The sequence below is a fragment of the Thermosporothrix sp. COM3 genome (genome assembly GCF_059696735.1).
The window spans coordinates 1,857,890-1,881,990 of sequence record NZ_AP019376.1 but is presented as its reverse complement, the minus strand read 5'-3'; the positions used below and the strand labels follow the sequence as shown (position 1 = coordinate 1,881,990).

25 protein-coding genes are annotated in these 24,101 nt (G+C 53.4%); 9 read left to right on the top strand and 16 right to left on the bottom strand.

Features of this window, described 5'->3' with window-relative positions:
* Window positions 1-57: 57 nt before the first annotated feature.
* The 6 genes from KTH_RS08280 to KTH_RS08255 all read right to left on the bottom strand — a co-directional run bounded on the left by KTH_RS08280 (window position 58) and on the right by KTH_RS08255 (window position 6,077).
* Entirely contained in the window at window positions 58-1,764 is a 1,707-nt protein-coding gene (locus KTH_RS08280; RefSeq protein WP_497617773.1) for a protein kinase domain-containing protein, read from the bottom strand.
* Window positions 1,765-2,065: 301 nt separating this feature from the next.
* Window positions 2,066-2,260, bottom strand: coding sequence for a hypothetical protein (locus tag KTH_RS08275; protein WP_497617771.1), 195 nt, complete (start codon window positions 2,258-2,260; stop codon window positions 2,066-2,068).
* A gap of 145 nt (window positions 2,261-2,405) precedes the next feature.
* Window positions 2,406-3,254 (bottom strand): alpha/beta fold hydrolase, encoded by an 849-nt coding sequence (locus tag KTH_RS08270; protein ID WP_497617769.1) that lies wholly within the window; start codon window positions 3,252-3,254, stop codon window positions 2,406-2,408.
* 365 nt (window positions 3,255-3,619) lie between these two features.
* Entirely contained in the window at window positions 3,620-3,997 is a 378-nt protein-coding gene (locus tag KTH_RS08265; protein ID WP_497617767.1) for a MerR family transcriptional regulator, read from the bottom strand.
* A 342-nt stretch (window positions 3,998-4,339) separates the two neighbouring features.
* Entirely contained in the window at window positions 4,340-4,870 is a 531-nt protein-coding gene (locus tag KTH_RS08260; protein WP_497617766.1) for a hypothetical protein, read from the bottom strand.
* Window positions 4,871-5,336: 466 nt separating this feature from the next.
* On the bottom strand, window positions 5,337-6,077 hold the full coding sequence (locus tag KTH_RS08255; RefSeq protein ID WP_497617764.1) for a metallophosphoesterase family protein: 741 nt from the start codon (window positions 6,075-6,077) through the stop codon (window positions 5,337-5,339).
* A 344-nt stretch (window positions 6,078-6,421) separates the two neighbouring features.
* Here KTH_RS08255 and KTH_RS08250 point away from each other — a divergent pair, with 344 nt between their 5' ends.
* Window positions 6,422-6,898: a GNAT family N-acetyltransferase gene (locus KTH_RS08250; protein ID WP_497617762.1), complete on the top strand. Its 477-nt coding sequence runs from the start codon at window positions 6,422-6,424 to the stop codon at window positions 6,896-6,898.
* A gap of 62 nt (window positions 6,899-6,960) precedes the next feature.
* Here KTH_RS08250 and KTH_RS08245 read toward each other — a convergent pair whose 3' ends face one another.
* Window positions 6,961-7,785 carry an SDR family oxidoreductase gene (locus KTH_RS08245; protein WP_497617759.1) on the bottom strand — a complete coding sequence of 275 codons (825 nt, stop codon included), beginning with the start codon at window positions 7,783-7,785 and terminating at the stop codon, window positions 6,961-6,963.
* 217 nt (window positions 7,786-8,002) lie between these two features.
* On the opposite strand from KTH_RS08245, the gene KTH_RS08240 reads away from it, so the two are divergent.
* Window positions 8,003-8,671, top strand: a complete 669-nt coding sequence (locus KTH_RS08240; protein WP_497617757.1) for a haloacid dehalogenase type II — start codon at window positions 8,003-8,005, stop codon at window positions 8,669-8,671.
* Between the two features lie 45 nt (window positions 8,672-8,716).
* On the opposite strand, the gene KTH_RS08235 is transcribed toward KTH_RS08240, so the two are convergent.
* Complete coding sequence (locus KTH_RS08235; protein ID WP_497617755.1) at window positions 8,717-10,072, bottom strand: glutamine synthetase family protein; 1,356 nt, start codon at window positions 10,070-10,072, stop codon at window positions 8,717-8,719.
* Between the two features lie 403 nt (window positions 10,073-10,475).
* Here KTH_RS08235 and KTH_RS08230 point away from each other — a divergent pair, with 403 nt between their 5' ends.
* Window positions 10,476-10,811: a DMT family transporter gene (locus KTH_RS08230; RefSeq protein WP_111323726.1), complete on the top strand. Its 336-nt coding sequence runs from the start codon at window positions 10,476-10,478 to the stop codon at window positions 10,809-10,811.
* Window positions 10,811-11,125 carry a DMT family transporter gene (locus KTH_RS08225; RefSeq protein ID WP_497617753.1) on the top strand — a complete coding sequence of 105 codons (315 nt, stop codon included), beginning with the start codon at window positions 10,811-10,813 and terminating at the stop codon, window positions 11,123-11,125. The genes KTH_RS08230 and KTH_RS08225 overlap by 1 nt, the downstream gene beginning before the upstream one ends.
* Before the next feature lie 47 nt (window positions 11,126-11,172).
* Here KTH_RS08225 and KTH_RS08220 read toward each other — a convergent pair whose 3' ends face one another.
* The 4 genes from KTH_RS08220 to dgoD all read right to left on the bottom strand — a co-directional run bounded on the left by KTH_RS08220 (window position 11,173) and on the right by dgoD (window position 14,872).
* A complete protein-coding gene (locus tag KTH_RS08220) occupies window positions 11,173-11,676 on the bottom strand; it encodes a hypothetical protein (protein WP_497617751.1) in 504 nt (167 codons plus the stop codon).
* Window positions 11,677-11,679: 3 nt separating this feature from the next.
* Window positions 11,680-12,609 carry an MFS transporter gene (locus KTH_RS08215; RefSeq protein WP_497617749.1) on the bottom strand — a complete coding sequence of 310 codons (930 nt, stop codon included), beginning with the start codon at window positions 12,607-12,609 and terminating at the stop codon, window positions 11,680-11,682.
* Window positions 12,610-12,782: 173 nt separating this feature from the next.
* Window positions 12,783-13,703, bottom strand: a complete 921-nt coding sequence (locus KTH_RS08210; protein WP_111323723.1) for a U32 family peptidase — start codon at window positions 13,701-13,703, stop codon at window positions 12,783-12,785.
* Complete coding sequence (gene dgoD, locus KTH_RS08205) at window positions 13,694-14,872, bottom strand: galactonate dehydratase (protein WP_111323722.1); 1,179 nt, start codon at window positions 14,870-14,872, stop codon at window positions 13,694-13,696. Before dgoD ends, KTH_RS08210 begins: the two co-directional genes overlap by 10 nt.
* A gap of 100 nt (window positions 14,873-14,972) precedes the next feature.
* Here dgoD and KTH_RS08200 point away from each other — a divergent pair, with 100 nt between their 5' ends.
* From KTH_RS08200 to KTH_RS08190, 3 genes are read left to right on the top strand one after another with little or no spacing between them, the layout of a single operon-like run.
* The gene (locus KTH_RS08200) at window positions 14,973-15,689 is read left to right on the top strand and encodes a FadR/GntR family transcriptional regulator (RefSeq protein WP_111323721.1); all 717 of its coding nucleotides are present in this window, start codon (window positions 14,973-14,975) and stop codon (window positions 15,687-15,689) included.
* A 23-nt stretch (window positions 15,690-15,712) separates the two neighbouring features.
* Entirely contained in the window at window positions 15,713-16,756 is a 1,044-nt protein-coding gene (locus KTH_RS08195) for a zinc-dependent alcohol dehydrogenase (RefSeq protein WP_111323720.1), read from the top strand.
* A 24-nt stretch (window positions 16,757-16,780) separates the two neighbouring features.
* Window positions 16,781-18,322, top strand: coding sequence for an alpha-N-arabinofuranosidase (locus tag KTH_RS08190; protein WP_170142687.1), 1,542 nt, complete (start codon window positions 16,781-16,783; stop codon window positions 18,320-18,322).
* 83 nt (window positions 18,323-18,405) lie between these two features.
* Here KTH_RS08190 and KTH_RS08185 read toward each other — a convergent pair whose 3' ends face one another.
* Window positions 18,406-19,146: an SDR family NAD(P)-dependent oxidoreductase gene (locus tag KTH_RS08185; protein ID WP_497617748.1), complete on the bottom strand. Its 741-nt coding sequence runs from the start codon at window positions 19,144-19,146 to the stop codon at window positions 18,406-18,408.
* Window positions 19,147-19,336: 190 nt separating this feature from the next.
* On the opposite strand from KTH_RS08185, the gene KTH_RS08180 reads away from it, so the two are divergent.
* Window positions 19,337-20,224, top strand: a complete 888-nt coding sequence (locus tag KTH_RS08180; protein ID WP_497617745.1) for a LysR family transcriptional regulator — start codon at window positions 19,337-19,339, stop codon at window positions 20,222-20,224.
* Window positions 20,225-20,412: 188 nt separating this feature from the next.
* On the opposite strand, the gene KTH_RS08175 is transcribed toward KTH_RS08180, so the two are convergent.
* Window positions 20,413-21,306 (bottom strand): PhzF family phenazine biosynthesis protein, encoded by an 894-nt coding sequence (locus KTH_RS08175; RefSeq protein WP_497617743.1) that lies wholly within the window; start codon window positions 21,304-21,306, stop codon window positions 20,413-20,415.
* Between the two features lie 157 nt (window positions 21,307-21,463).
* Window positions 21,464-21,970 (bottom strand): methylated-DNA--[protein]-cysteine S-methyltransferase, encoded by a 507-nt coding sequence (gene ogt, locus KTH_RS08170; protein ID WP_497617741.1) that lies wholly within the window; start codon window positions 21,968-21,970, stop codon window positions 21,464-21,466.
* 192 nt (window positions 21,971-22,162) lie between these two features.
* Between ogt and KTH_RS08165 the strand changes: the two genes are divergently transcribed.
* Window positions 22,163-23,638: an AlkA N-terminal domain-containing protein gene (locus KTH_RS08165; RefSeq protein WP_497617740.1), complete on the top strand. Its 1,476-nt coding sequence runs from the start codon at window positions 22,163-22,165 to the stop codon at window positions 23,636-23,638.
* A gap of 58 nt (window positions 23,639-23,696) precedes the next feature.
* Here KTH_RS08165 and KTH_RS08160 read toward each other — a convergent pair whose 3' ends face one another.
* Window positions 23,697-24,005, bottom strand: a complete 309-nt coding sequence (locus tag KTH_RS08160; protein ID WP_497617738.1) for a MazG nucleotide pyrophosphohydrolase domain-containing protein — start codon at window positions 24,003-24,005, stop codon at window positions 23,697-23,699.
* Between the last annotated feature and the right edge of the window lie 96 nt (window positions 24,006-24,101).

The window sequence follows — 24,101 nt, the reverse complement described above, 5'->3', positions numbered from 1 at the left end:
AACGCTTACCAGCAAGCGCCAGAAGTCCCACGGCTTGAGCCGGGAGGAGTGTCAAGCTTATGTGGTCCAGGAGTCGGGAGCCTGCCAGAGCAGCACCTTCCGCTCCAGGCCACCCGAGGCAATGCACGCGGTAGCAGGTGCCCAGGCAAGAGCCCTGATACCGCCTGTATGGCCGCAATAGACATATACCTGCTTCCCGCTGATGGCCTGCCAGACATGAATCTGTGCGTCGTCGTCTCCCGAAGCAATCAACCCACCATCAGGCGACCAGCAGACCGCAAATACACCGGCAGTATGCTGCTGATAGCACTGCACCTCTTGCCCGCTCTTGATATTGTAGACGCGCACCGTTGTATCATAGCTTGCAGCAGCCAGATACGTGCTATCAGGCGACCACGCTAGCGCATAGACCCCGGCCTCACAGCGATAGCTCATCAGCTTCTTGCCCGTCAGCGCCTCATACACATGCACCCGCGTATCGTAGCTTGCCGAGGCCAGATACAGGCCATCAGGCGACCACGCTAGCGCGAGCACCTCATCTACATGCCCGATCGAGGCTGTCAGATTTTTGCCGCTCTGCGCCAACCAGAGTTGAATAGTCCTGTCACTGCCTCCCGAGGCCAGATAGCGCCCATCAGGCGACCACGCTAGCGCGAGCACCTCATCTACATGTCCCCGGCAGATAGTCAACGTCTTCTCTCGTTCAACCTCCCAGATCTGAATACGGCGATCGCGGCCAGCAACAGCCACCAGAGTCCCATCAGGCGAACAGGCAATCGCGGTTGCCTCAAGCAAAGCGCCGCGCCTGCACCCCAGATCTTGCCCGGTCTCTGCATCCCAACGATGCAAGGCGTTCTCGCGGCTTGCCAGCAAAAGTTGTGTGCCATCAGGTGACCACGCAAGCGATGTCATCAGGTCAGCCTGCCCATCCAGCTCAAGCAGTGTCGTCCCGACAGGAGGCCTGCACGCCTGCTCGAAAGCCTCAACGAAATCGCTCACACTGGCAAAACGCATCCCGGGATTCTTCTCAAGCGCCTTGAGCACCACTTTCTCGACCGCCTCCGGCACGTCGGGGTTTTGCTCAACAATTGAGGGCGGTTCGGCTTTGAGATGCTGCGCCATGATTTCTGTCCAATTCCCCCGAAACGGTGGGACACCAACCAGCCACTCATATACAATAGCCGCCAGTGCATATTGATCGCTTGCGCGCACCGGCTGCCCCTGAATCTGCTCGGGCGCCATATACACCGCGGTCCCGGCGATCCCGGGAGCCGCCGCCGGATTCCAGCTCAGCGACGTGGTGACAATCCCGAAATCACTCAGGAGAATCTTGCCATCCGAGCCGACAAGCAGGTTCTCCGGCTTGACATCTCGATGTACCAGCCCCTCATTATGCGCGTATTGCAGCGCTGAACCGATTTGCCGAACATACGAGAGCACCGTCTTAAGCGGAAGCGGCTCCCGATGCGGGTGCAACTGACGCAGCGTGCCCCCTTCGATATAGTCCATGACAATAAACGGCGTCTCGCCATCAATGCCAAAATCCCTGATGCGCACAATATGCGGATGTTCCAGTCGCGAAGTGCGAGCTTCGTTCAGAAAGCCCCGGAGGCTCTCTTTCCCGGTCTGCGAGTTCAGGATCTTCACCGCATAGCGCTTTCTCCCGGGGATCTTTTCGGCAAGAAATACCTCTCCGAAAGCGCCCTTCCCCAGAGGCCGCAAGAGATAGTAATTATCAATTATTGTCTTTTTTGCCTCTGCCATACACCTGATGGTTTCCTTCCATACCAAGAATGGGGGTACCATTTTCACCGCCAGCACGCTTTTATCATGCCGAGGATCGTGAAGGGAAGCAACACACAAAGCTTCCAATTTCATTGTACAACCAGAGGCAGGTTTTGGACAGTGAAATAGACCACAAAAGAGCGCTTCTGCTGAAATGGCGCTCTTTCACGGTCAGACATAGCACAATGAAACACAGTGGCATACTCCGTTCATGACCGGGATAAGATCATGCACGAAGGGACATTTTCAGGGTTGCGCACCCCCGAGATCGGTTCCATTATCAGCCCGCCACCGCTATAGGCATTGGTTCCCGGATCTCCTCTTCCGTCGCTTCTTCAACCCGCGTCGGTGTGTCAACACCGCCACCGGTCAGTTTGCCGCTGGCATCGCGCAGTGTCTCTTCGCTGACTGCATCACCAGCATCATTCGTTTCCGATATATTCGTCATATCGCTCAAGCGACGAATCTCCTCCATCGTGCGCTGGTTTCTTCCTCATTTTTTCTTTTTTCCTGACATACCTTTTTCCTCTTTTCTTCCGAGCAAACGCGCATCAAACAACGCTTCCAGGTAGTCTACATCCTCTACACGAACCGACAGCAAGCGCTCACCGCCGTTTGTTTCAGGAAGAGTGGAGCCAATCAAGCAGCGTTTGCTCAAAACGGTCGGGCTCCTCATACATCGGGTTATGCCCGCTCCGCTCAAAGATGACCTTCCTTACGTGCTTGTTGGCAGCCTCGATCCCGTCCCAGAGCGCTACAGGCCCGATCAGGTAATCATAACGTCCCAGGCAGAGCAACACCGGCCGATCAAAGTGCAGCAAATGTTGCTTCATATCAATTGAGGCAAAGACATTTCCCCACAAATAATCGATGATCGACATATTTGGATGAACGCCCTCCCACAGCGGAGCCGTATCAAAGTGATAGTCATAGAATGCCTGAGCTCTCGTCCGAATCAGCAGATGCACAAAGCGATGCTCCGGGTCACGTTGCACGTCGCGCTGGAAGAGGGCGAAATCACGCTCAAAGCGCTCCTTTCGCTCTGGCTCGGCAGTCTCAACGAAATAGGCAACGCTCTGTTCCTGTCGTGCCGGACTATTCGTCGGAGCCGAATTGAGTAAGACGACTCTACGCGCCGCTTCAGGGTACTTTCGAGCATATTCCAGCGCTAAAAAGGCGTGCCCGGAATGCCCCACAATCACGACATCGCCCAGGCCGAGCTGCTGTCTTGCTTCCTCAATATCATCAACAACGCGCTCAAAACGGTAATCTTCCGGCCCATAAGAAGCGGGAGCGACTCCGAAGCCGCGATGATCGATAAAAACCAATTGCACTTTTTTTCGTAGTGCAGGCGCAAAAAGACGCGAATAGTAGAGCGCACTACCAACCACCAGGAGCGGCGTTCCTTCCCCTTCAATCCGATATGTGAGCGTGAAACCACCTACAGAAAGCGTACCTTGCCTTTCCATAGCCCTTTCTCCTTATACACTTTTCTACCTATCAGTATTTCTAAGCATGCCAATATCCACAGGCAACACCATAAGGAGTATTCCCCGACTGCTTCAAAGTCAGAAGCACAAGGAACTTCCACTTATCTCACCAGGTGCAAAAGCGCACAGTTCTGCGATCGGTTGTCTGCCTGTGTGTGCCACCAACAAGCATCGAAGCCGCCAACTGAAACAGGAAGCGAGCCTGTTGTGCTTCTACCCGGCAACGCTTGCCTTCGACGCCTGCAACATACGAACGAATGAGACAGGCTCAGAAGCCCACGCAATGCTGGCCAACTGATATCAACGCAAGAGAGCGCTTGATTGACACAATCACATGTGCATGTTCATCGATCGTCATGGGTACCACCTGCGGCTGACACAGCCTCAAGATAGCGCTCGATATTTGTCCGTAGATCCTGAAGAGTCTTGATATGCTGGTCAATCTCTTCGATTTTCTGGTAAAATTGAGCAAGCTCGGTGTCATGAGGCGGCGTGCTTGTTTCCACGTGTTGCGTAAAACAGGGAGCAAGCAATTGAATATCATCCAGCGTAAAGCCCAGAGCAAGCAGCGAGCGGATCTTCCTGACCTGCTCGATTGCTTCCGGTTCATAAGAACGGTATCCATTTTCCTGACGCGTTGCCCGTAATACCCCCATCTGATCATAATAGCGAAGGGAACGAATGCTCGCGCCCGTCTTTTTAGCCAGCTCTCCGATATGCATTGCGTTGTTCCTCTTTCTGCGCAGATCTTACACTCTGACAGTCATGCGAGAGTCAAGCCCTTTCCCGGGTTTCCTCTAAACTCATCTTATCATATCAACGCCACCATTGGCTTCATCAGCTTCAAAACAGGAAAACGCAACTCTATCTTGTGCTCCTTCACACGCAATGCCAAACAACAAGGCAGTTCCCTTAACACCTCTATTCTGCTCTACTCATTTTTGTCTCTTTTACAACCAGAAAGGCCCTGTATTGTACCAGGGATATGAAAGCCCGAAAGGAACAAACACACCATATTCAATTATGTGAGCAAGGAAGCTTCCCCTATACGCAACCCATTTCAGTCATCTATCAACCCTGAAGTTCTGAGAGGTGTCCTGCTGGATCAGCATCGGCTCGTCCTTTGGCTGCTCTACGGTACGCAACAGGGCATAGCCGCTGAAGGCCAGCGCACAGAGCAGCGGGTAGGGAGCGATCTGAAAAAGAAACGTCTGGGTGGTCGCAATGCCCGCACTGATCTGCGGGTTATTCAGCAATTCTATGAGTGGGGCAAGAACGCTGTTTTTGGGCATGACCTGCCGCGCAAGATCATTGAACAGAGAAAGCACGCAGGAAAACAGCGCGATCCCTCCGACCACCCAGAAACTCCATGCAATCGTTCGAGCATAGCGAATAACCCGCATCCGCCGAATACATAAAGCAAGCCAGAATGTGCCAAGCCCCATCGCGAGCGGTATCAGCACGTCAAACGGCTCCGCGATGAAGATCAGCAGGAAGCGCATAACCCCCCACGGGACCGCCAACCAGTTCAGAAAGGCAAGCCCAAATGAGACAAAGAAGGTCGATCCAAGCGATAAGACAAGTGAGCTATACAAAAGGAAGAAACCCACTTTATCCCACTTTTTCAGTGTTTCACTTGAATGCTCATGTAAAGCATAGAAAAATGGGAATAACACAATAACTGTAATACGACAAACAAGATCAAAGAGATAGGGCACTGATAGTAATAGAATGAGCGGTAGGTTTCTCGACAAATCAAAAGGAACTACGATATAGAATAACATATAGGAAAGGAAAAAAGAGAAAATAGACCCCAGAGATGCCAGAAACAGCAACCTGCCAACCCTACGAGAACGCGCTATCGGTTCCATATGTTCCTCTTCTCAATTACATTAGCGAGGTAGAATATACTTTCTACTTCTATTATACGAATCCCGCAAAATTGCAATGGGTTTATTTCGCTTTCCTGCACTCGATATTCCCTCTATTTCCTCCCAAAAAGAATAACGCCGAACGAATCATCCTCCTCAAAAGTGGTAACTCGTTCGGTCAACCGTCATTTTAGCCTGCCATGCGTTCCAGCATATCGGTTGCAGCAGCTACAGAGGGCGGATGAAGCACATTGCGTTCCGCGAACTCTTCCGCCTGTGGGTAGCCACTTTTGCGTATTTTTTGCGCCGCTGCTTCAACATCATATTCCGTCCGCCGAAATTCATAACCGTCGGGACCAAGCAGCAACCAGTACGCCCCGGGCTGATCCATAAACGGCATTCCGACGCTGCCTGCATTGAGAATCTGAATATTGCCGGTCCGAAGCTCAAACTGCATATGCGTATGCCCACAGATCACCTGTTGCGCATTCACCCCTGCAAACAGCGCTGCCAGCCGCTCCGATGCCGTCCGAGGGGTAAAAATCTCGAGGTCACTCCGAGGAGTCGCATGGCAGAACAGGATCTCATCAAGGCGAAGCGTTTCAGGCCAGCTCGCAAGCAGATCGCGCTGCTCATGGTTGAGCTGGTCAGCGACCCAGCGCGTCACCTCCTGCCCCTTCTCTGACAGGTTGGCAGGCAGCGGCAAGCCATCAAAAGCGGTCACAACCTCGCGATCGCCATTCCCCCGCAGGAAGCGAGCCCGCTCCCCAAGCGACAAGAGCCGTTCCAGCACCGCGAGCGGCTGTGGCCCAGAAACGACATCTCCACCAACCACAATAACGTCAGGGCGTACCGTCTTGAACTCGTCCAGCACGGCTTCTAATGCAGGCAGATTGCCATGAATATCGTAGAGAGCTGCGATTTGCATCATTTTTCCTCTTTTTGAGTATCACTATACCAAAGAAGAGCAGGCACGGAAAAGCCTTTTTCTATGCTTAAAGCATAGGATGATGGAGGCACACCAAATACATCGAACAGGATTGTGAAACCAACGTCTACCAATCCTTCCCTGGCTTTCTTGATAGCATATACAGTACAAGGATGAAATGTACAGATAGATGTTTTTCCTCCCCAAAAACTCCCTTCATAGATATAGCATATAGAATAAAATAAAACAAGCTATGAAACAGAAAACGCTCTCTTTATTCAGAATAATGTGGTATACTGTAAATAGATTCGTCAAGGGCATACAGAAGCCCGTTCACAGGAGATAGAATGACTGATACTGTAACACTTCGAGAAGTTATAGAAAGCGATCTCCCCATCTTCTTCACGCATCAGCAAGATTCTGAGGCCGCATACATGGCTGCATTCACGCCTAAAAATCGAACCGACTGGGATGCATTCTCTCTTCACTGGACAATGATTCGTAATGCTGACTCGATTAAAAAAACAATCCTTGCCAATGGAGAGGTTGCAGGGCACATCCTGCAATTCGAGCTTATGGGCGATCCAGTGGTTGGTTACTGGATTGGCCGGCAGTACTGGGGGAGAGGGATCGCCACACAGGCGCTTACACTCTTACTCGATATCGTTAGCGTGCGTCCGCTCTACGCGATGGTCGCAGCCGATAATATCAGATCGCGTCGTGTCCTGGAGAAATGTGGCTTCACCATGCAAGGCAGCGAGAGAAGCTACGCGAACGAACGCCAGGAGATAATAGAGGAGTTGATATTCAAGCGAGAAGCCTGACGACTATTTGAAGAAATTTTGGCGACTCCTTTCGCATCAGAAAGGAATCGCCAGTGTCACGCTCATTGCTGATTGACCGTAACCGCTCCCTGATTCACCTGTCGCGTCGGATACACAACCATCTCTGAAACATCGACGTGGGCAGGCTGCTCAAGCGCATAGATCATCGCATTCGCCACATCTTCCGATGTCAGAGGCTGCAACCGCTGAAGCGCTGCCTTTACCTCATCGCTATAGCCCGCTACCGTAGCGAACTCGGTTGTTACCGAACCCGGGGCAATGTTCGTCACTCGAACCCCCTGTGGAGCCACTTCCTGGCGCAGGCCCTCGGCAATCGCATTCACCGCATACTTGGACGCGCTATAGGCGCTGCCTCCCGGATTCACGCTGCGTCCCGCGATTGAAGAGGTGACAATCACATGTCCATGACCCTGCTTCAAAAGCGGCGCCACCCCATACTTCAAGGTCAACAGCAAGCCGTAGACATTGGTATCGAGCATCTCCTTCCAGCGCTGAATGTCACCATCCACCAGCGGTGCCCGATATCCAAAACCGGCGTTCGCGATCACAATATCAAGCCGTCCCCACCGTTCCAGTGCCTTCTGCACAGCTCCCTCAACCTCCTCTGGATTGCGCACATCGCCCGCCACCAGAAGCGGTTCTGTATATCCTTCTGCAACCGCTTTCTGAGCCAGCTCCTGTAATTTATCAGTACGACGGGCAAAGAGGACAACCCGAGCACCGCGCTGAAGTAACAGTCTTGCCACCGCCTCCCCAATCCCGCTGCTTGCTCCCGTCACAATCGCCACTTTATCTTGAAGAGAGGTTCTCTGCTGATAGTCCATCACTATTTTCTTGTACTCCTTTCGGTCTAACCATAACAACATGTCCTTGTTCCTGTGAGGTAATGTACATCTTTGAGTGCACTCTAAGTCAAGTGGAATTTCTACCAGTTTTCAGAGAAGCCAGAGAATTTACTTTCCCGACCAGCCACACTGGCGAAGCGAAGCAGTCAAAGGGTATAATAAAGGAGCTCCTGTAAAAACAGGCGAGGAGTTCACTTCTTCTTTTTGTAGAATGGTGCGCATATCCAGGAGAGAAATAATGCAGAAGGAACAGTACTGGGCAACTTTTGATTGCTACGGCACGCTGGTCGATTGGGATACAGGCATGTATCAAGCGATTGCCAGCATCGCCCCCGAGCAGGTCGAGCAGCTCTTTCCCCTCTGTCACGCACTGCAAAACGAGATCGAGGCCGAGCAACCATTCCGCACCTATCGACAGGTGCTTGCGGAATCGCTGCTTCGTGCCAGCACGCAACTGGGCATAACCCTCCCCCCCGGCGGTGAGCACGTGCTTGCGGACACACTTCCCCGCTGGCCTCTCTTCGATGATGTTGGCCCGGCTCTACAGGCGCTTCGCGACAATGGCTGGAAACTGGTCATTCTCTCAAATGTGGATAATGATCTGATCGCGCAAACGCTGCAAGCCTTTCCCGTCTCAATTGATGCGGTTATCACAGCCGAAGAGGTACGCGCCTACAAACCTGCCCTGAACCACTTCAACACATTCCAGCAGCGCTTTCAGGTCGATAAAGAACACTGGGTCCATATCGCCAGAAGCGCCTTTCACGATATCGCGCCCGCGCACACGCTCGGCCTCCGCTCTATCTGGGTCAATCGCGCGCACGAGCCTGCGCCGCCTCTTCCACCCACAAAAGAGATCCCTGATCTCACCGGGCTGCTGGCAGCCGTACAGGAAGTGATAGCATAAGTTGTGCTGGAGAGGGAAGGGAGTGACCTCTTCCCTCTCGCGCCATTAGTACTTATAGAAATGCTGTAATGCTTCTTCTTCCGGAGTTTTCTCCTTAAAATAGGCGACCTCGTTTCGCTTGACCGCAAGATACGCCGAACTCAGCAGGGGACCAAGCGCCTCGGTCAGCACCTCGTCCTGTTCCAGCTCGTTAAGCGCCTCTTCAAGCGTCGTCGGGAAGCGCTGAATGCCGAGCCGCTCGCGTTCCTCATCACTATAGTTCCCCGGATCGATCTCCTGCGGCTCGCCGGGATCAATCTTCCGCCGAATGCCATCCAACCCGGCAGCAATCAAGCCGCCAAGCGCAAGATAGGGGTTGCCGCTATGGTCAGAACACTTCAGCTCAAGGTTGCAGGACGCCGCCTCACGTCCGTTGAAAAGCGACGGCACGCGAATAGCTGCCTCCCGGTTATCAAAGCCGTAGACCCCATAGGCCGAGCTCCAATAGTGAGGAAGCAGACGCCGATACGAATTCGGGCTTGCGCATGTCAGGGCGATTAAAGCTCGAATATGGTAGAGGATACCACCAATAAAGTACTTACCAAGCTGACTGAGCCCACCGCGCTCGCCTGGATCATAGAGCAAATTCGTGGAATTGTCTGAATCATTGCTCCACAGACTGAAGTGAATATGCGCTCCGTTTCCTGCCTGATCCAGAAACGGCTTCGGCGCAAATGTGGCATAGAGTCCATGCTGATAGGCCACGCCGCGCACCGTCTCGCGTACCAGACATACGGTATCAGCAGCTCTCAACACATCGGCATGACGCACCGAAAGCTCCTGCTGTGCGGGGCCAAGCTCAGTATGAAATAGCTCAATCTCGATACCTTCGGATTCAAGCGCCCCGAGAATCGCGTCAATCACCTCTGCCTGCTGGTCAAGCCCGATGCTGCTATAACACAGGCTGTTATCGGCAGGCACAAACGCACCATTCTCTCGCCGAGCTAGATAAAACTCATGCTCAATCGCAGCTTCCGCTCGCATGCCTTCACGAGCCAGTTCGGCACACATACGCTTGAGGAATGTACGTGGACACGCGCCCCAGGCCGAACCATCGGTCTGACGCATATCACAGAACATGGTGCCACTCTTTGGAACATAGGGCAGCACCACAAACGTATCAGGATCAGGGATCAGCCGATACTCACCAATCGGCCCCAGACCTTCCACCGGAGCCAGTTGCTCTACACCGCTAAACGCCTGCATGGCAAATGTCTGGCCGATGCCCTCTTTCATTCGACTCGCCAGCCGAGACGCGTGAGTCGCTTTACCGCGAATGATGCCGCCATTATCACAATACAGAAACCGCACCAGCCGCAACTGCTCTTCCTGAGCCTTCTGTACGACATCCTGAATATCCATTGGTATTCTCCTTTTCCAAAGAATCTCACTCTTCCTAGAATACAACAAAAATAGCGCGAGAAGCCAGGAAAGAGTGAACAGGTACCAATCACCTGCACAATACAACAAGCATAGAATCATGTAAATAGAAAGTATTTGAAGAAGTACCTATTACCTATTGCGCTACAGGAAATGGTACTCTTTTTCGCATCTCTGACTGCTTGCATCGCTTGAAGGAAGGGAGCAGCGTTTTCAGAGAAAAGCTCCATAAAACAAGCAGTATATCAATACATGTCATTACACAATACGTCTGCTGTCGAGTATAATAGAAATTTCAGAAACGATTCTCACTCATCACAGGGCAGAGGCGAGTGAGAAGAGGAGCCATCACTTCTAGAAAAAGTGGAGAGAGGGAGGATGTGTTATGAGTAAAGCATGGTGGTGCTTGTTCATCGGCGGCCCGCTGGAAGTCATCTGGGTCTCGGGCATCAAATACGCCACGAGCTGGTGGCACTGGCTGATTACCGTTGCTTTTATCCTGTTCAGCTTTAAATTGTTTTTTGAGGCCGCCGAAAAATTGCCACTCGGCACCGTCTACACTGTCTTCACAGGCATCGGGACAGCCGGAACCGTGATTACAGAAATACTTTTCTTCGGTGAGGCGATCAATCCATTTAAACTATTCCTCATCGCGACCCTGACTGGCGGCATCATCGGACTCAAGATGCTCACCAGTGAGCGAAAGGAAGGGCAGGCCTGATGGCATGGGTTGCACTCTTGGCCGCGGGTCTCTGTGAAGTGCTTGGCGTGCTCGCTTCACGACGCGTTCTCAACTATCGCCACTGGACATCATACCTCCTGGTCACCCTGGCCTTCGGGTCCAGCTTCGTGCTTCTATCGCTTGCCATGACCGGAATCTCAATGGGGACCGCTTATGCTGTCTGGACCGGACTTGGCACCTGTGGCAGTACCATCCTCGGCATGTTTGCTTTTCATGAACCAAAGGAGTGGAGGCGTATTTGTTGCATCAGCCTCATTCTGGCCTCAGCTATCGGGCTAAAACTCCTCCTCTAAAGAGCGAATGCCCGGCCTTCCTATGCGGCGGGAGCCGGGCACGCTTTTTACTGCGTCGGGGGTCGTCGTAGAGGGAATACCGTTATCAGCAGTAACAGGCCTAGAATCGTTGTCACTATCAGCGACCCAACAAAGCCAGCAAGTGGACTCCCGGTATTTGCCGTCCACAGCGAAAAGATCATGCCGATCACGGCCACACCCAGCGCCGCAGCAAGCTGCATAACCGTCATATACATTCCTGAAGCCGAACCGACATCATCAATTCCGATCCCTTCCAGTGTACGATGCATCAACGGTGTAACCAGCAGCCCCATGCCGCTGCCCAGGAAGAATAGCCCGACCAGAAGCGGCGTCATACCCCACATCGGTACAAAAAACTGAGCCGCAAGGACTGTCAACAGGTAGCTCACGGTGACCAACACTGCTGCCAGCGGCAGAGCAAGAACGCCCAGGCGCGGAGTCACCCGCGGGCTCAGACTCGATGCCAGGATAAAAGAGATACCGGAAGCCATAAAAACAAAAACAGACAGCAAATGTGTGAAATGCAACATCGTTTACAGATACAATGCCAGCAGGAAGAGCAAGCCAGAGAACAGCGAACTTGAGAGCAGGACAGTAATCAGGCCAGAAGGGAAGCGCAATGAACGGAATAAAGACAATGAGACAAGCAGTAACTTTCCCTGCTTCTTTCTCCGATATTCATACACCAGAAATACAAGCATAAAAGGTATAGAGAGCAGTAGACAGAGAATTGACCACAGGGGCCATCCTGCTTCTCCTCCTATCACGATCGGAAAAACAAACAGGAACAGCGTAATAGAGAGCAGTGCAACCCCGCCATAATCAAGGCTCGCTTGCTCTGTCTCAACACGCGACTCACGAATAAGCAGCATCCCGGCAAGCAGCGCGACCAGCCCGATGGGCACGTTTACCAGAAAGATAATTCGCCAGCCAAGCCCAAAAAGATTGGCCGCAATAAGAAACCCACCTAACACTTGCCCGACGACCGATGCAAGCCCACTCACCGCCGAAACCATGCCGAAAGCCGTTGGGCGCTCAGCAGGAGCGAAGCCAACTTGAATAAAAGATACGACCTGTGGGGCCATCATCGCCGCTCCAACCCCTTTCGTAATACGGAAAATAATCAACAGCAATGGCGAAGGGGCAAACCCACAGAGTGCAGAAGATAACGTAAACAAGCCAACGCCAAGCAGAAAAAGCCGCTTCCGCCCGTAGATATCACCCAGGCGTCCACCGGTGACCAGCAGCACCGCATAGACAAGCGTGTAACCGGCGACCACAAGCTGCATCTCCGCGAAGCTGGTATGTAATTCTCGCTCTATAGATGGAATAGCGACATTCACTATAAATTCATCGATAGTAGACATCAGGGAGGCACACAACACCACAACCAGCATCAGCCAGCGTCGAGGATCGAGTATTTGTGCTCCCTCACCAGATGAAGTTGACACATTTACTTCCATGCTAACATCTTCCTTTCACAAAAACTTTTCGGAAGCTTAACATGAAAATGTATCTCCTGCAACAGACGAAGGAACAGTCTTTTCTCGTCCTTCTAGACAGAAACCAACCTGTCACAAAGAACAGGCAGGGGGGTCCCGATCAGGCCATACCCGACAGAGAGCCCCCGACAAAGCTAACGCACAGGCACACCGAGACCAGGCGCACCGAGCTCCGACGTTCGATAGCTGGCATCGATCCGAGCTAATCCGAGTGAGGCGCGGCGCACCCGTTCCCGAGCCGATTGAAGGACAACATGCTCAAGATGGACACCACTGGGATAGATCGACGGCGCGTTCCTCAGGCCAAACTTCAGGTAAATCGGCGCTGCTACCCGAATAATCTCATTCAGCTCATGATATCTGGTAAAACCTCCCAGACCATCCGGGCTCTCGATATAGAGATCAATAGGGATTGAGACCACCTGACGCAAAGCTGCAAGCTTCGCCAGCGAGATATCTGAAGCCACATTGACCGTATTCAATCCCTGATCCGCCAGCAGCTTGATCCCGAGCGGGTTTGCCGCCCCGAGCAGGGCAGACGCCTTCACGACCAGATTTTCGGGAAGATACCCGCGCGCCCGGGCCTCCTTGACCAACCAGAGCAGCCCTTCATCGGCCACAAGCACACTTCGCAGGCCGAGCGAAGTTGCCCGCTCGATGTCGTTCAATGCATAGACAAGCTGATCCATGCCCATGTGACGCCAACCAAAATGCTTGCCATCGGGCGTCAACGCCTGGGCGTTCCCTTCCCAGGGTGCACGTGGGCCAACAAATAAACAGACTTCGATCCCGTGTTCAGCCCCAAGCTCGACCATTTCGCGAATCTCAGCATCGCTCAACAGCATGATCCCGCTTCCCTGCGAGATTCGGTGAATCGTGATCCCATACTCGTGCGCCGCCTCAAGCACCGCACGAAACGCCGCAGGCCCCTCAACGCTCGGTATCTCAACGCGGTACTGTGCCCCATCGGGAAACGTCAGGGAAGAGGTGGGATGCTCATAGAGATCACCAGCAGGAAGCCCGAGCTCCTTAAGAAGCGACTGCGCTACTTGCATGACTCGTCTCCTTTTGCTGGCTGCTGTGCCTGCCGCAAATGCCAGTTTTCGGCGTACAGGTTAAAGAAGATCCGCTCCTGTGGATGCTCCCGCGCTACATCTGGATCGAAGCGAACGCCCAGGCCCGGCCCCTGAGGCAGAGCAAAATAGCCATCAACGACCTCTGGATTGCCCGGAGCAGCCGTTTTCACCCATGAATCAGCAAAATCGTTGAAGTGCTCCTGAATCTTGAAGTTTGGCGTCGACGCGGCAAAGTGCAGTGCCGCAGCGGTCGAAATCGGCCCACCAACGTTATGAGGCGCGACAAGAACATAATAGCTCTCAGCCCAGGCTGCAAGCTTTTTCGCCTCCATCAGGCCACCCATCTGCGTAATATCGGGTTGAATGATATCCGCGGCTTGAAGCTCGAAGATCTCACGAAACTCATGACGAGCATGGATGCGCTCTCCGGTCGCAACAGGAATTGATACCCTGTTCGCGACCTTCTTCAAAGCCGCCAGATTCTCCGGTGGAACAGGCTCCTCGATCCAGCTTGGCTCAAACGGCTCTAGCAGCCGGGCCATCTCGATCGCTGTTGCCGGGTTAAAGCGCCCATGCATCTCAATCAACAGCTCAGCCTCAGGACCAATAGCATCACGAACCGCCTCGACAAGCGCCACCGCCTTGTGCTTCTCGGCTCGTTCCAGCTCATAAAAGCCCGCGCCGAATGGATCAAGCTTCAACGCCTGGTAGCCCTTCTCGACCACACGCCGGGCGGCTCGATGGAACTCCTCTGGCGTGCGCTCAACAGTATACCAGCCATTCGCATACGCCTTAATCCGATCGCGCACCGCACCGCCAAGCAACTGGTATACGGGCTTGTTCAGCACCTTGCCCATGATATCCCAGCAGGCAATCTCGATCGCAGAAAGTGCTGACATCGAGACCTCGCCAGCACGACCATAATCGTTGCGGTACATTCGCTGCGTCAGGTCCTCAATGCGCATGGGATCATGGCCGAGCACATGATTGGGCACCGCTTCCGAAAGGTAGCCTTTTAACGCTTCCGTGCGATTTACCATCCGCACCTCTCCGAAGCCAGAAACTCCCTCATCCGTCAGCACTTCAACACAGGTGATATTGCGCCAGGGTGTACCAAGCACATATGTTTTGACGTCCACTATCTTCATACAGGTAGCATCCTTCCTTTACAAAAACATTGACAGAATCACCTACCTCTGCTTTAATAATATCATACTATTGTCAGACAAAACAATCGAAGAAAAAGGCATGCCGAAAGATTTTTCACCACTGCAATATAAAACCCTACCCGCTCAGATAGCCCATTCGATCGGCATTCGTATCATGCGGCACGACTTTCAGCCCGGTGACATTCTCGCACGCGAACCGGAATTAAGTGCCCAATTGAACGTCAGTCGCTCGGTTGTTCGCGAAGCCTTGAAGCTCCTGTCTGCGAAAGGCCTGATTGAATCGCGCCCGAAAATCGGGACTCGTGTTCGCCCTCGGGCCGAATGGAACCTGCTCGATCCTGATGTGATCGCATGGCAGAGCGAGGCTGGGCCCGATCTTCATTTTTTGCTGGATATCTGCGAAATACGCCTGATGTTCGAGCCCAGAACCGCCGCGCTGGCCGCCATACGTGGGAGTGCTGAAGAAATAGCAGCGATCGAGCAAAGTTGCCGCTTGCTTCAGAATGCGCTCCATTCCGTTGAGGAGTACACCGAAGCAGACATCCTGTTTCATATCTCCATTGCGACCGCCGCGCACAATGACTTCCTGTGCACTATTGTGAAAACACTTGATATGCCCTTGCGTATCAGCCGCCTCATCACATCACAGCTTCCCGGGGCCAATGAAGAGGCCATGCCGATGCATCGCGCCATCGGCGAGGCAATCAGCCAGCGGAATGCTCCCGAAGCAGAGGCAGCGATGCGCACATTGATAGAACGCACAACAGAGGATATTCGCCGTCTTTTCAAAGCATAACGCCCAACGAAAGGACAAAAGCAGTGATAAGAGCGCTACAGATTACGGGAGCCGGGCAGGCCGCCTTAACCAGCCTGGAAATGCCGGCTATTGGGCCTGATGATGTCCTGATTCGCTCATATGCTGCGGGCATTTGCGGCAGTGACATCGAACTGTATCGTGGCACCCGTCCAACCGGTTTTTATCGCTACCCCGTCATTCCCGGTCATGAGTGGTCAGGGGAGATCGCGGCCCTCGGGGAGCGCGTGCATACCCTCTCAATCGGCCAAAAAGTGGTTGCGGAAGGTTTCCTTTACTGCGGCTCCTGCCCCTCTTGCCGAAATGGAATGACGAATCTCTGTGAGGCTGGTTACGACGAATTGGGCTTCACACGGCCTGGTGGGCTTGCCGAATATGTCGCAGTTCCTGCAAGGCAGGTTCACGCCCTCCCCGATGATGCCTCCCTGGAAGAGGCTGCTCTGTTAGAGCCAACAGCCGTTGTCGCTCACGCTTTTCTCCTGGCTCCTCCACAGCCTGGAAGTCAGCTTGCCATTATAGGCGATGGCACGATAGGGCTGCTGGCAGTTCAGCTTGCACGTCTGTATTCACCCGCCGTCCTGATGGTCCTGGGCGCGCATGACGAGCGGCTTGAACTGGCTCGATGCCTGGGAGCAACCCATATCCTCAATGTGCGCAAGGAAGAGCCTCTTCCCTCTATCGAAGCGGTCACAGGAGGACGGGGCATGGATCTTATATTTGAGGGTGGATCTCGTCCAGCGGGGGTTGATCTCGCTCTACAGGCCGTACGACGAGGTGGTACTGTTCTGCTCGAGGGCATTGCAGGCGCCAGCGCAACGCTTCAGCTTACAAGTGACCTTTTCGTCCTGAAACATCTGCATGTGCAGGGCATCTTTGGTGCAAACAGTGCAGCCTGGTCGTTTGCCGTCCAGCTCTTTACAGCGGGCATATTACAGCTCACTGACCTGATCTCGCATCGCTTCTCTCTGGATGATTATCAAGCAGCCTTCAAGACGGTCGAGCAACGAGAGAATAAGCCGCTGAAAGTGCTTTTACGTCATAACCGATAAGTATTTGTTAGCAAAGGAATGTATATGGAGACAGTACAACGCGTCGTCGTTCTGCCTCAGGAGCCGATTGGGCAGGTATCACCGTATCTTCATGGACACTTTGCCGAGCATCTGGGCGATTTAATATACCCGGGCATCTATGTTGGCGAGCAAGCGGACATCCCGCATACAAACGGGCTTCGGAACGCGGTTATTGAAGCTTTACGCCCTCTACAGATCCCTGTCTTACGTTGGCCGGGTGGTTGCTTCGCTGACGGTTACCACTGGCGCGACGGCATCGGCCCCCGTGAACGTCGCCCCTTGCGCCTCAACCCGAACTGGGGCATGGCCGAGGAACCCAACTCCTTCGGGACACATGAGTTTATCGCTTTTTGTCGGGCAATAGGAGCAGAACCATACTTCGCCGGTAATCTTGGCTCCGGCACTCCGGCAGAGCTACGCGACTGGGTCGAATACTGCAATTTTGCCGGTCGGTCCGCTTTAGCAGACGAGCGACGCGCCAACGGAGCGGAGGAGCCATTTCACGTACGCTTCTGGGGCATCGGAAACGAGAACTGGGGCTGTGGTGGTAATATGAGTCCTGAAGAGTATGCCGGGCTGTATAGCAGATTTCGCACCTTTGTACACAACTATTCCGGAACTCGTGTTGAGGCAATCGCCTGCGGCCCCAACGGCAACGACTGGCAATGGACACGTCGCTTCTTCGAGCATATGGCGCGCCACCACACGCATTGTCGCCTGAACTCGCTTCAGGGCTTCGCCGCGCACTATTATTGTGGCTCGGCGGGCACAGCCACCGACTATACCGAATCGCAATGGCTGGAACTGTTGACGAAGGCTGCCGCGATTGAGGGCATTATCACCGGTCATCGTCGTATCATGGACGAGTATGACCCGAAGCGAGCGTGCAAGCTGATCGTTGATGAATGGGGCACGTGGCACCCGGTCGAGCCTGGCAAGCCCGAGAGCGGCCTGTATCAGCAGAATACAATCCGCGATGCCTGTGTTGCAGCTTTAACCCTTGATACCTTCCACAATCATGCTGATAAGGTCTTTATGGCAAATCTTGCTCAGTTGGTAAACGTGCTGCAAGCGTTGTTGCTGGTCGAGGGAGATCGCTGTATTCAGACGCCGACGTATCACGTCTTCCGGCTCTATCAGCCGCATCAGGGGGCACAGGCAGTGCGTTTCCTCTCGCAAGCCGAGGTTATCAGTCATGGAGAGGCCTCCGAGGAACAGTGCCGCTCCTGCTCGGTTGATCGCCAGCCTTTCGCGCTTCAGGCTGTTCATGGCTCGGCTTCCATGCGCAACGGAACCCTCTGTGTGACAGTCGTCAATACACATCCAACACAGCCTGTAGAGCTGGATCTAGAGCTCTATCAAGGCAAGCTTACAGAGGTCGAAAAGGTGACGCTGGCCGCTCAGGACATGCACGCGCACAACACCTTTGCACATCCCAACACGGTGCAGCTTGCCCCTCCCCAGACGCTCAAGGCGCGGGATCAACGCCTGCGTGTCCAGTTACCAGCAGGCAGCATCACCAGACTGATGGGGCAGCTCGGGTAGAACAGCGGAGAGAGGCACCAGTGGATGTCTCTCTCCTTGCTTGTTCCCGTATAGCTGGAATTCTTTGTGCAGTATAAAGAGAGCTAGAGCGTCTGCCCGCTATCAACCGTGATAATCTGCCCTGTCATCGACTCTTGTTCCAGTACAGCACAAATCAGCCGCGCAACGTCTTCGGCGCTCGCGATTTGCCCCAGAAGCGCGCTTCCTGCCACACGCTTCATCTGTTCCTCTTTCCCTTCCCACCAACGCGTTAAAACAGCTCCAGGAGCCACACTACACACTCTGATCTCCGGGGCAAGCGCTCGGGCCAATGATTTCGTCAGCCCATGAACAGCCGCCTTTGAGACGGCGTAAGGCAACGATGAGCCGGAACCGGTCGAACCCGCAATACTTCCCAGATTCACTATTGCACCGCTTTTCTGCTGTTTCATCAAAGGAGCAACGGCCCGGGCACAAAAGAACATTCCCTTCACATTGATGGCATACAGTTCATCCCAGACAGCTTCAGTAGCCGATTCAAGGTCATTCAGCGGAATATGGTGCGTGATACTGGCATTATTCACCAGAAGATTAATAGTGCCAAATTGCTGCACAATGGTATTGACCATTGCACGAACTTCGCTATCACGTGAAATATCTGCCTGTATCGCAATTGCTGTTCCGCCCTTCTGCTGAATCATGCGCACCGTTTCCTCGGCATCATCTCGCGAACGCGAATAGTTAACCGCCACAAGCGCCCCTCGCTCTGCCAGCGCGATGCTTGTTGCTCTGCCGATGCCGGTGCCTCCGCCTGTTACCAGTGCTACTTTCTGCTTTAAATCCATCTTGCTACTCCTTCATCGGTATAAATTCTATTATGACACCCCACACTATTCGTGCGCTGATTAGTTCCACTTCCCAAAGCATAGCAGGATATGATATATTGAACAAGGCAAATTTCTCAAAGATATTATTCGATTTTTCCGATAGATTATCTTTGCAGGTCACAACAAAACAGACATAGGAAATAAAAAGATGGATCTACGTCAACTTAATACTTTTAAAGCAATAGCCGAAGAAGGTAGCTTTGTTCGAGCAGCCGAGCGACTTCAATATGCACAGTCCACCATCTCGCTGCAAATTCAGCAGCTTGAGGAAGAGCTTGGAGTGGAGCTTTTCGATCGACAGCGCCGCAAGATTCAGCTCACGCCAGCCGGTCGGGCGCTGCTCATGCACGCACAGCACGTTATCAATCAAGTTGCACAGCTACAGCAGGATCTCGCAGCCATCGTGACAGGAGAAAGCGGACACCTTCGCATCGGTATGATAGAAGCTGTAGCACGGCTCTATCTTCCCGAGATCCTACGCAAGTTTCGTGCCCGCTACCCGCGCATTCAACTGACGATCGAGGTTCTCAGCACTATTCATGTACACGAGCAGCTTGCCGCCGATCAGATCGATCTGGGTGTTTCAACTCCCCCTGCCGCTGATATGGGCCTCGTCTTTGAGCCGCTTCAGACTGCTCCTATCATGCTTCTACTTTCCGAACAGCACCCTTTATGCCAGCAGCCAACCATCACCTTGAGCGACCTCAAGGATGAATGCTTGCTCCTCACACACCCGCCGTGCGCCTACCGTTCCGCTATCGAGCAGGCATTTGTCGCGCGTGGCCTTCCACTTGCTACCAACATCGAGATTGGCAGCATTGAAGTAATCAAGCAGGCCGTGCAGCAGGGCTTAGGCATTGCCCTTGTGCCAGAACTCGCCACGCACTCGATACCACCCGGGATCGTTATACGGAACGTTTCGGATCTGCACCTGCACCTTCCCCTCGGCCTTATCACGCGTGCTATTCCCATCCCGCAGGGCAAGGCGGCTCAGGCCTTCAGCTCGCTACTTCGGCAAACAATGACAGCAGCATAGATCAGAACAAGCTAAACAACCTATCAGGCGATACAAAAGGCATTCAGAGCTGCGTTCCGGCAGTGGAGGATTCCACCTGGAGTTCAACACAACTAGAAAAGAAATAATTGATCTTCCATCGGATCGATAACGTGCATGCAATCATTTTATAATGAATACATGCACGTCTTTTTGCTTGATCAGATCTATTAATTGAGAACGACTTCTCCTCGAATACTAAGTGCCGCCGTTCCTCCTACTTTCACTGCCTCGATTGCATCAGGTGCGCCCACCAGTTCCACATATAATTGACTGGGGCGCTGTAACCAGTGGCCCTGTTCCGCGACAAAGTTCGATTGCTCAATCAAGCGATAGTGCCAGAGATATGCAGCCATGCCGCCCGTTGCAGAGCCGGTTGCCGGATCTTCTATTGTATCGGGAGGTACCCCGAAATGCCGGGCGAAGGTTGCCCCTTCTGGCGTGACTCCGCCCAGGCAGAACAGATGAGGGCTGAAGAAGTCACCAGACGCACGAAGGCGCTCATATGCGGCCATATCGAGGCGGGCTCGACGCAGCGCCGCATGATCGCGCACAGGAATCATCAATTGCGGTGTCCCTGTGCTGACCGTCTGGATCGGCACTGAAGCAAGTGCATCCTCCGGCGAGAGACCAAACGCTGGCATCACGTCTTCTGATCGATATGTTCGCAAGAAGAGCGGTTTCCGTTGCGTCATCACGATTCGTTCAACCTGCTCCTGTGTGCTGAAAATCTCCACGGGAATCGGCCCATCACGCAGCTCAAGCTGGATCGTCGCATGCTCGTTTTCCAGCTTCAGACGTCCCGAGAGAATCAGCGCCATCACAGTTGCAATCGTCGGATGACCGGCTAGCGGGATCTCTTCGGCAGGTGTAAAATAGCGAGCCGCGAAGTCGGCAATCTGTGAACGCCGGACAAAAGCCGTCTCAGACAGATTCATCTCTCGTGCCAGAGCAAGCATACGCTCGTCGTCGAGATCTTCGGTATCAAGCAAGACCGCGCAGGCATTTCCATAAAGCGGTCTCGATGTAAAAGAGTCAATCTGGAAAAACGGGTAACTCGGCATAGCTGATGCATCCTTTCATTCGCTCATTCCTTCTCAGTATTGCAGAAATACATCAGAAGGAACAAGAGCCAATCGGGAAAATGTCTAACAGCCATTTACCATTACTGCATAGTATGCATCCATTCCATTTCATAAAAAGAGGAATGCCCTTTTCAGCTCACTTCACCCTTATTCCCTCATGTCTCAAAAGCCATTCTTTACGCGCAATCCCGCCAGCATAGCCAGTCAATGCAGCATTTGCCCCGATCACTCGATGACAGGGCACAATAATCGCGATCGGGTTCAGCCCATTAGCGGCCCCAACAGCGCGGCTTGCATTCGGCTTCCCAAGCTGCTTCGCCAGCTCTCCATAGGATCGTGTTGTCCCAACGGGAATGGTCCGCAGAGCTTCCCAGACCTGTCGCTGAAAATCCGTCCCACCTGTCACCACCGGAAGTTCATTCAAGGCCGCGTAATTACCCGCGAAATAGGCACGCACACGGCTGCTGAAGCCGCACGGGTCCACAACCCGTTGAAGTTCAAACTCACGATATCGACGCCGTAACAGCAGCAACATACGCTGTTCATAATCCTCATAATCAAGCGAGCAGATACGCCCATCATCCACCACCAGAAGGACGCCACCGATCGGCGTTTCGATAGTATCAATAGAGAGTTTCTTCATAGCATCTCAATCCCTTTCAAGCCGCTTCAGAAGCGCACTGTACTTTCTCTCCTTGCGTTGTCATCGATCTCTATGATATACCAGAAGCAGAGAAAAAACTGGCAAAAATCGGACATGACCGTTTCCCAAGCGGAGCGTTACCATGTCCGAAATTTGCCAGTAGCAGCGGCGATTTTCGATTAAGATAGGGATATGGACAAACATATTATTCACGATTTCGATCTATGCTATCGGGCCGTTTGTAGCCGTGATGCTCGTTTTGATGGGCTCTTTTTCACCGCTGTTACTACGACGGGGATCTATTGTCGCCCTATCTGCCCGGCCACGACACCCCATGCGCAGCACGTCCACTTCTATCCCAGTGCAGCGGCTGCGGAAGCGGCGGGATATCGGGCATGTCGTCGCTGCCATCCAGAGGCCGCCCCCGGTTCACCGGATTGGAACACGCGGGCAGATCTGGTCGCCCGCGCTCTACGCCTGATCGCGGACGGCGTTATTGATACGGAGGGCGTTGGGGGTTTAGCAAGCCGCCTATCGGTAAGTGCGCGCCACCTGCATCGTGAGCTGATGGCAGAAGTAGGCGTCGGGCCGCTGGCTCTTGCACGGACACGGCGGGCCCAAACTGCTCGCCTGCTGATCGATCAAACAGACCTGCCCCTCACAACAATTGCGTTTATAGCTGGATTTGCCAGCATTCGCCAGTTTAACGAGACAATGCAGGCCACGTTTGCCTGTCCCCCTTCGGCCTTTCGGCGCCGGCCTCAGGCGGCTCAAAATGGGGAGGGAAAGCTGACACTGCGCCTGCACTACCGCCCGCCTTTTGATAGCGGTGCCGTACTCGACTATTTTGCGAAACGAGCAATAGCCGGAGTCGAAGAAGTCGTTAACGGCTGTTATCGCCGCACCATTGTTCTGCCTCATTCTCGTGGTATTATCGAGATGCAGCCAATGGAGCACAAGCACGCGGTTTTGCTTCGCCTGCACCTCTCCGACCTCAAGGACCTGAACCTGCTTGTGCAGCGCTGTCGGCATCTTTTCGATCTGGATGCAATGCCAGGCGCCATCGCCGAGGTACTCTCAGAAGATCCGCTGCTTGCGCCTCTGGTGAGCGCGCGTCCCGGTTTGCGCATCCCCGGGGCTGTCGATGGCTTCGAGCTGGCCGTTCGTGCGATTCTGGGTCAACAGATCTCAGTTGCGGGAGCGCGCACGCTTGCCGGGAGGCTTGTCACCACGCTTGGGGAGCCGCTCAAAGAGCCACACGGCACACTCACGCACTTCTTCCCATCGCCTCAGGTGCTTGCTCGAGCAGATCTATCCGGCAAAGGGCTAACAAATGGACGTATTCGCGCTCTCCAGGCGCTCTCGCATGCAGTTGCAGAACACAGATTGCAGCTTGATCGTACCATTGACCGAGAAAAAACAATCGAGCAACTGCTGCAACTGCCCGGAGTCGGTCCCTGGACAGCATCATATATCGCAATGCGCGCCCTGGGAGATCCGGACGCCTTTCCTGCCACAGATCTGGCTCTCAGGCGGGCTCTGGAGCGGCTTGGCTTGACCACAACACTCAAAGGAATTGAGCAGCGCTCGCAACAGTGGCGACCGTGGCGAGCATATGCGACACATTATCTCTGGTCCAGCCTTACAAGTGTTTCAGGTACAATATGATATTCAAGCGGCCGGACTCTCCCTGTCGGGCCGCTTCACTATTTCTCGCGTTATCTCTTCAGGCATTTTTCCAGTATAACCACTTTTTCTTGACGACCTCTTCTATATCAATATTGTGCAAGTGAGCAAGCAGAAGCGTCTGGCAGAAAACATCCGCAACCTCTTCCTCAAATGCAGCTTGAAGCTCTTCAGGCGTCTTTCCCTTCTTTCGCGCCTTGCCCGCGAGCATCAGATAGCTCTGAATCAGCTCGCCGACTTCTTCCTGCAACTTCAAGAGAAACCAGGTGGCGTCGCGCTCAATCGCGTACTTTTCGGCATAGCCCTTTGAAATAGCCTCTATTTCTTCCGACAAGTGCTTTAATTCCACTATAGTCTATCCTCATTTCACTGTTTTCACAATAGTGCGCATTATATCACACACAATTCGTTTCGACAAGAAACACCCGTTCGGAGCAAGGCAAGC

Coding starts and splice junctions, on each gene's coding strand:
- KTH_RS08280 (WP_497617773.1), bottom strand. CDS start 1,764: ATGGCAGAGGCAAAAAAGACAATAATTGATAATTACTATCTCTTGCGG.
- KTH_RS08275 (WP_497617771.1), bottom strand. CDS start 2,260: ATGGAGGAGATTCGTCGCTTGAGCGATATGACGAATATATCGGAAACG.
- KTH_RS08270 (WP_497617769.1), bottom strand. CDS start 3,254: ATGGAAAGGCAAGGTACGCTTTCTGTAGGTGGTTTCACGCTCACATAT.
- KTH_RS08265 (WP_497617767.1), bottom strand. CDS start 3,997: ATGCATATCGGAGAGCTGGCTAAAAAGACGGGCGCGAGCATTCGTTCC.
- KTH_RS08255 (WP_497617764.1), bottom strand. CDS start 6,077: ATGATGCAAATCGCAGCTCTCTACGATATTCATGGCAATCTGCCTGCA.
- KTH_RS08250 (WP_497617762.1), top strand. CDS start 6,422: ATGACTGATACTGTAACACTTCGAGAAGTTATAGAAAGCGATCTCCCC.
- KTH_RS08245 (WP_497617759.1), bottom strand. CDS start 7,785: ATGTTGTTATGGTTAGACCGAAAGGAGTACAAGAAAATAGTGATGGAC.
- KTH_RS08240 (WP_497617757.1), top strand. CDS start 8,003: ATGCAGAAGGAACAGTACTGGGCAACTTTTGATTGCTACGGCACGCTG.
- KTH_RS08235 (WP_497617755.1), bottom strand. CDS start 10,072: ATGGATATTCAGGATGTCGTACAGAAGGCTCAGGAAGAGCAGTTGCGG.
- KTH_RS08230 (WP_111323726.1), top strand. CDS start 10,476: ATGAGTAAAGCATGGTGGTGCTTGTTCATCGGCGGCCCGCTGGAAGTC.
- KTH_RS08225 (WP_497617753.1), top strand. CDS start 10,811: ATGGCATGGGTTGCACTCTTGGCCGCGGGTCTCTGTGAAGTGCTTGGC.
- KTH_RS08220 (WP_497617751.1), bottom strand. CDS start 11,676: ATGTTGCATTTCACACATTTGCTGTCTGTTTTTGTTTTTATGGCTTCC.
- KTH_RS08215 (WP_497617749.1), bottom strand. CDS start 12,609: ATGGAAGTAAATGTGTCAACTTCATCTGGTGAGGGAGCACAAATACTC.
- KTH_RS08210 (WP_111323723.1), bottom strand. CDS start 13,703: ATGCAAGTAGCGCAGTCGCTTCTTAAGGAGCTCGGGCTTCCTGCTGGT.
- dgoD (WP_111323722.1), bottom strand. CDS start 14,872: ATGAAGATAGTGGACGTCAAAACATATGTGCTTGGTACACCCTGGCGC.
- KTH_RS08200 (WP_111323721.1), top strand. CDS start 14,973: ATGCCGAAAGATTTTTCACCACTGCAATATAAAACCCTACCCGCTCAG.
- KTH_RS08190 (WP_170142687.1), top strand. CDS start 16,781: ATGGAGACAGTACAACGCGTCGTCGTTCTGCCTCAGGAGCCGATTGGG.
- KTH_RS08185 (WP_497617748.1), bottom strand. CDS start 19,146: ATGGATTTAAAGCAGAAAGTAGCACTGGTAACAGGCGGAGGCACCGGC.
- KTH_RS08180 (WP_497617745.1), top strand. CDS start 19,337: ATGGATCTACGTCAACTTAATACTTTTAAAGCAATAGCCGAAGAAGGT.
- KTH_RS08175 (WP_497617743.1), bottom strand. CDS start 21,306: ATGCCGAGTTACCCGTTTTTCCAGATTGACTCTTTTACATCGAGACCG.
- ogt (WP_497617741.1), bottom strand. CDS start 21,970: ATGAAGAAACTCTCTATTGATACTATCGAAACGCCGATCGGTGGCGTC.
- KTH_RS08165 (WP_497617740.1), top strand. CDS start 22,163: ATGGACAAACATATTATTCACGATTTCGATCTATGCTATCGGGCCGTT.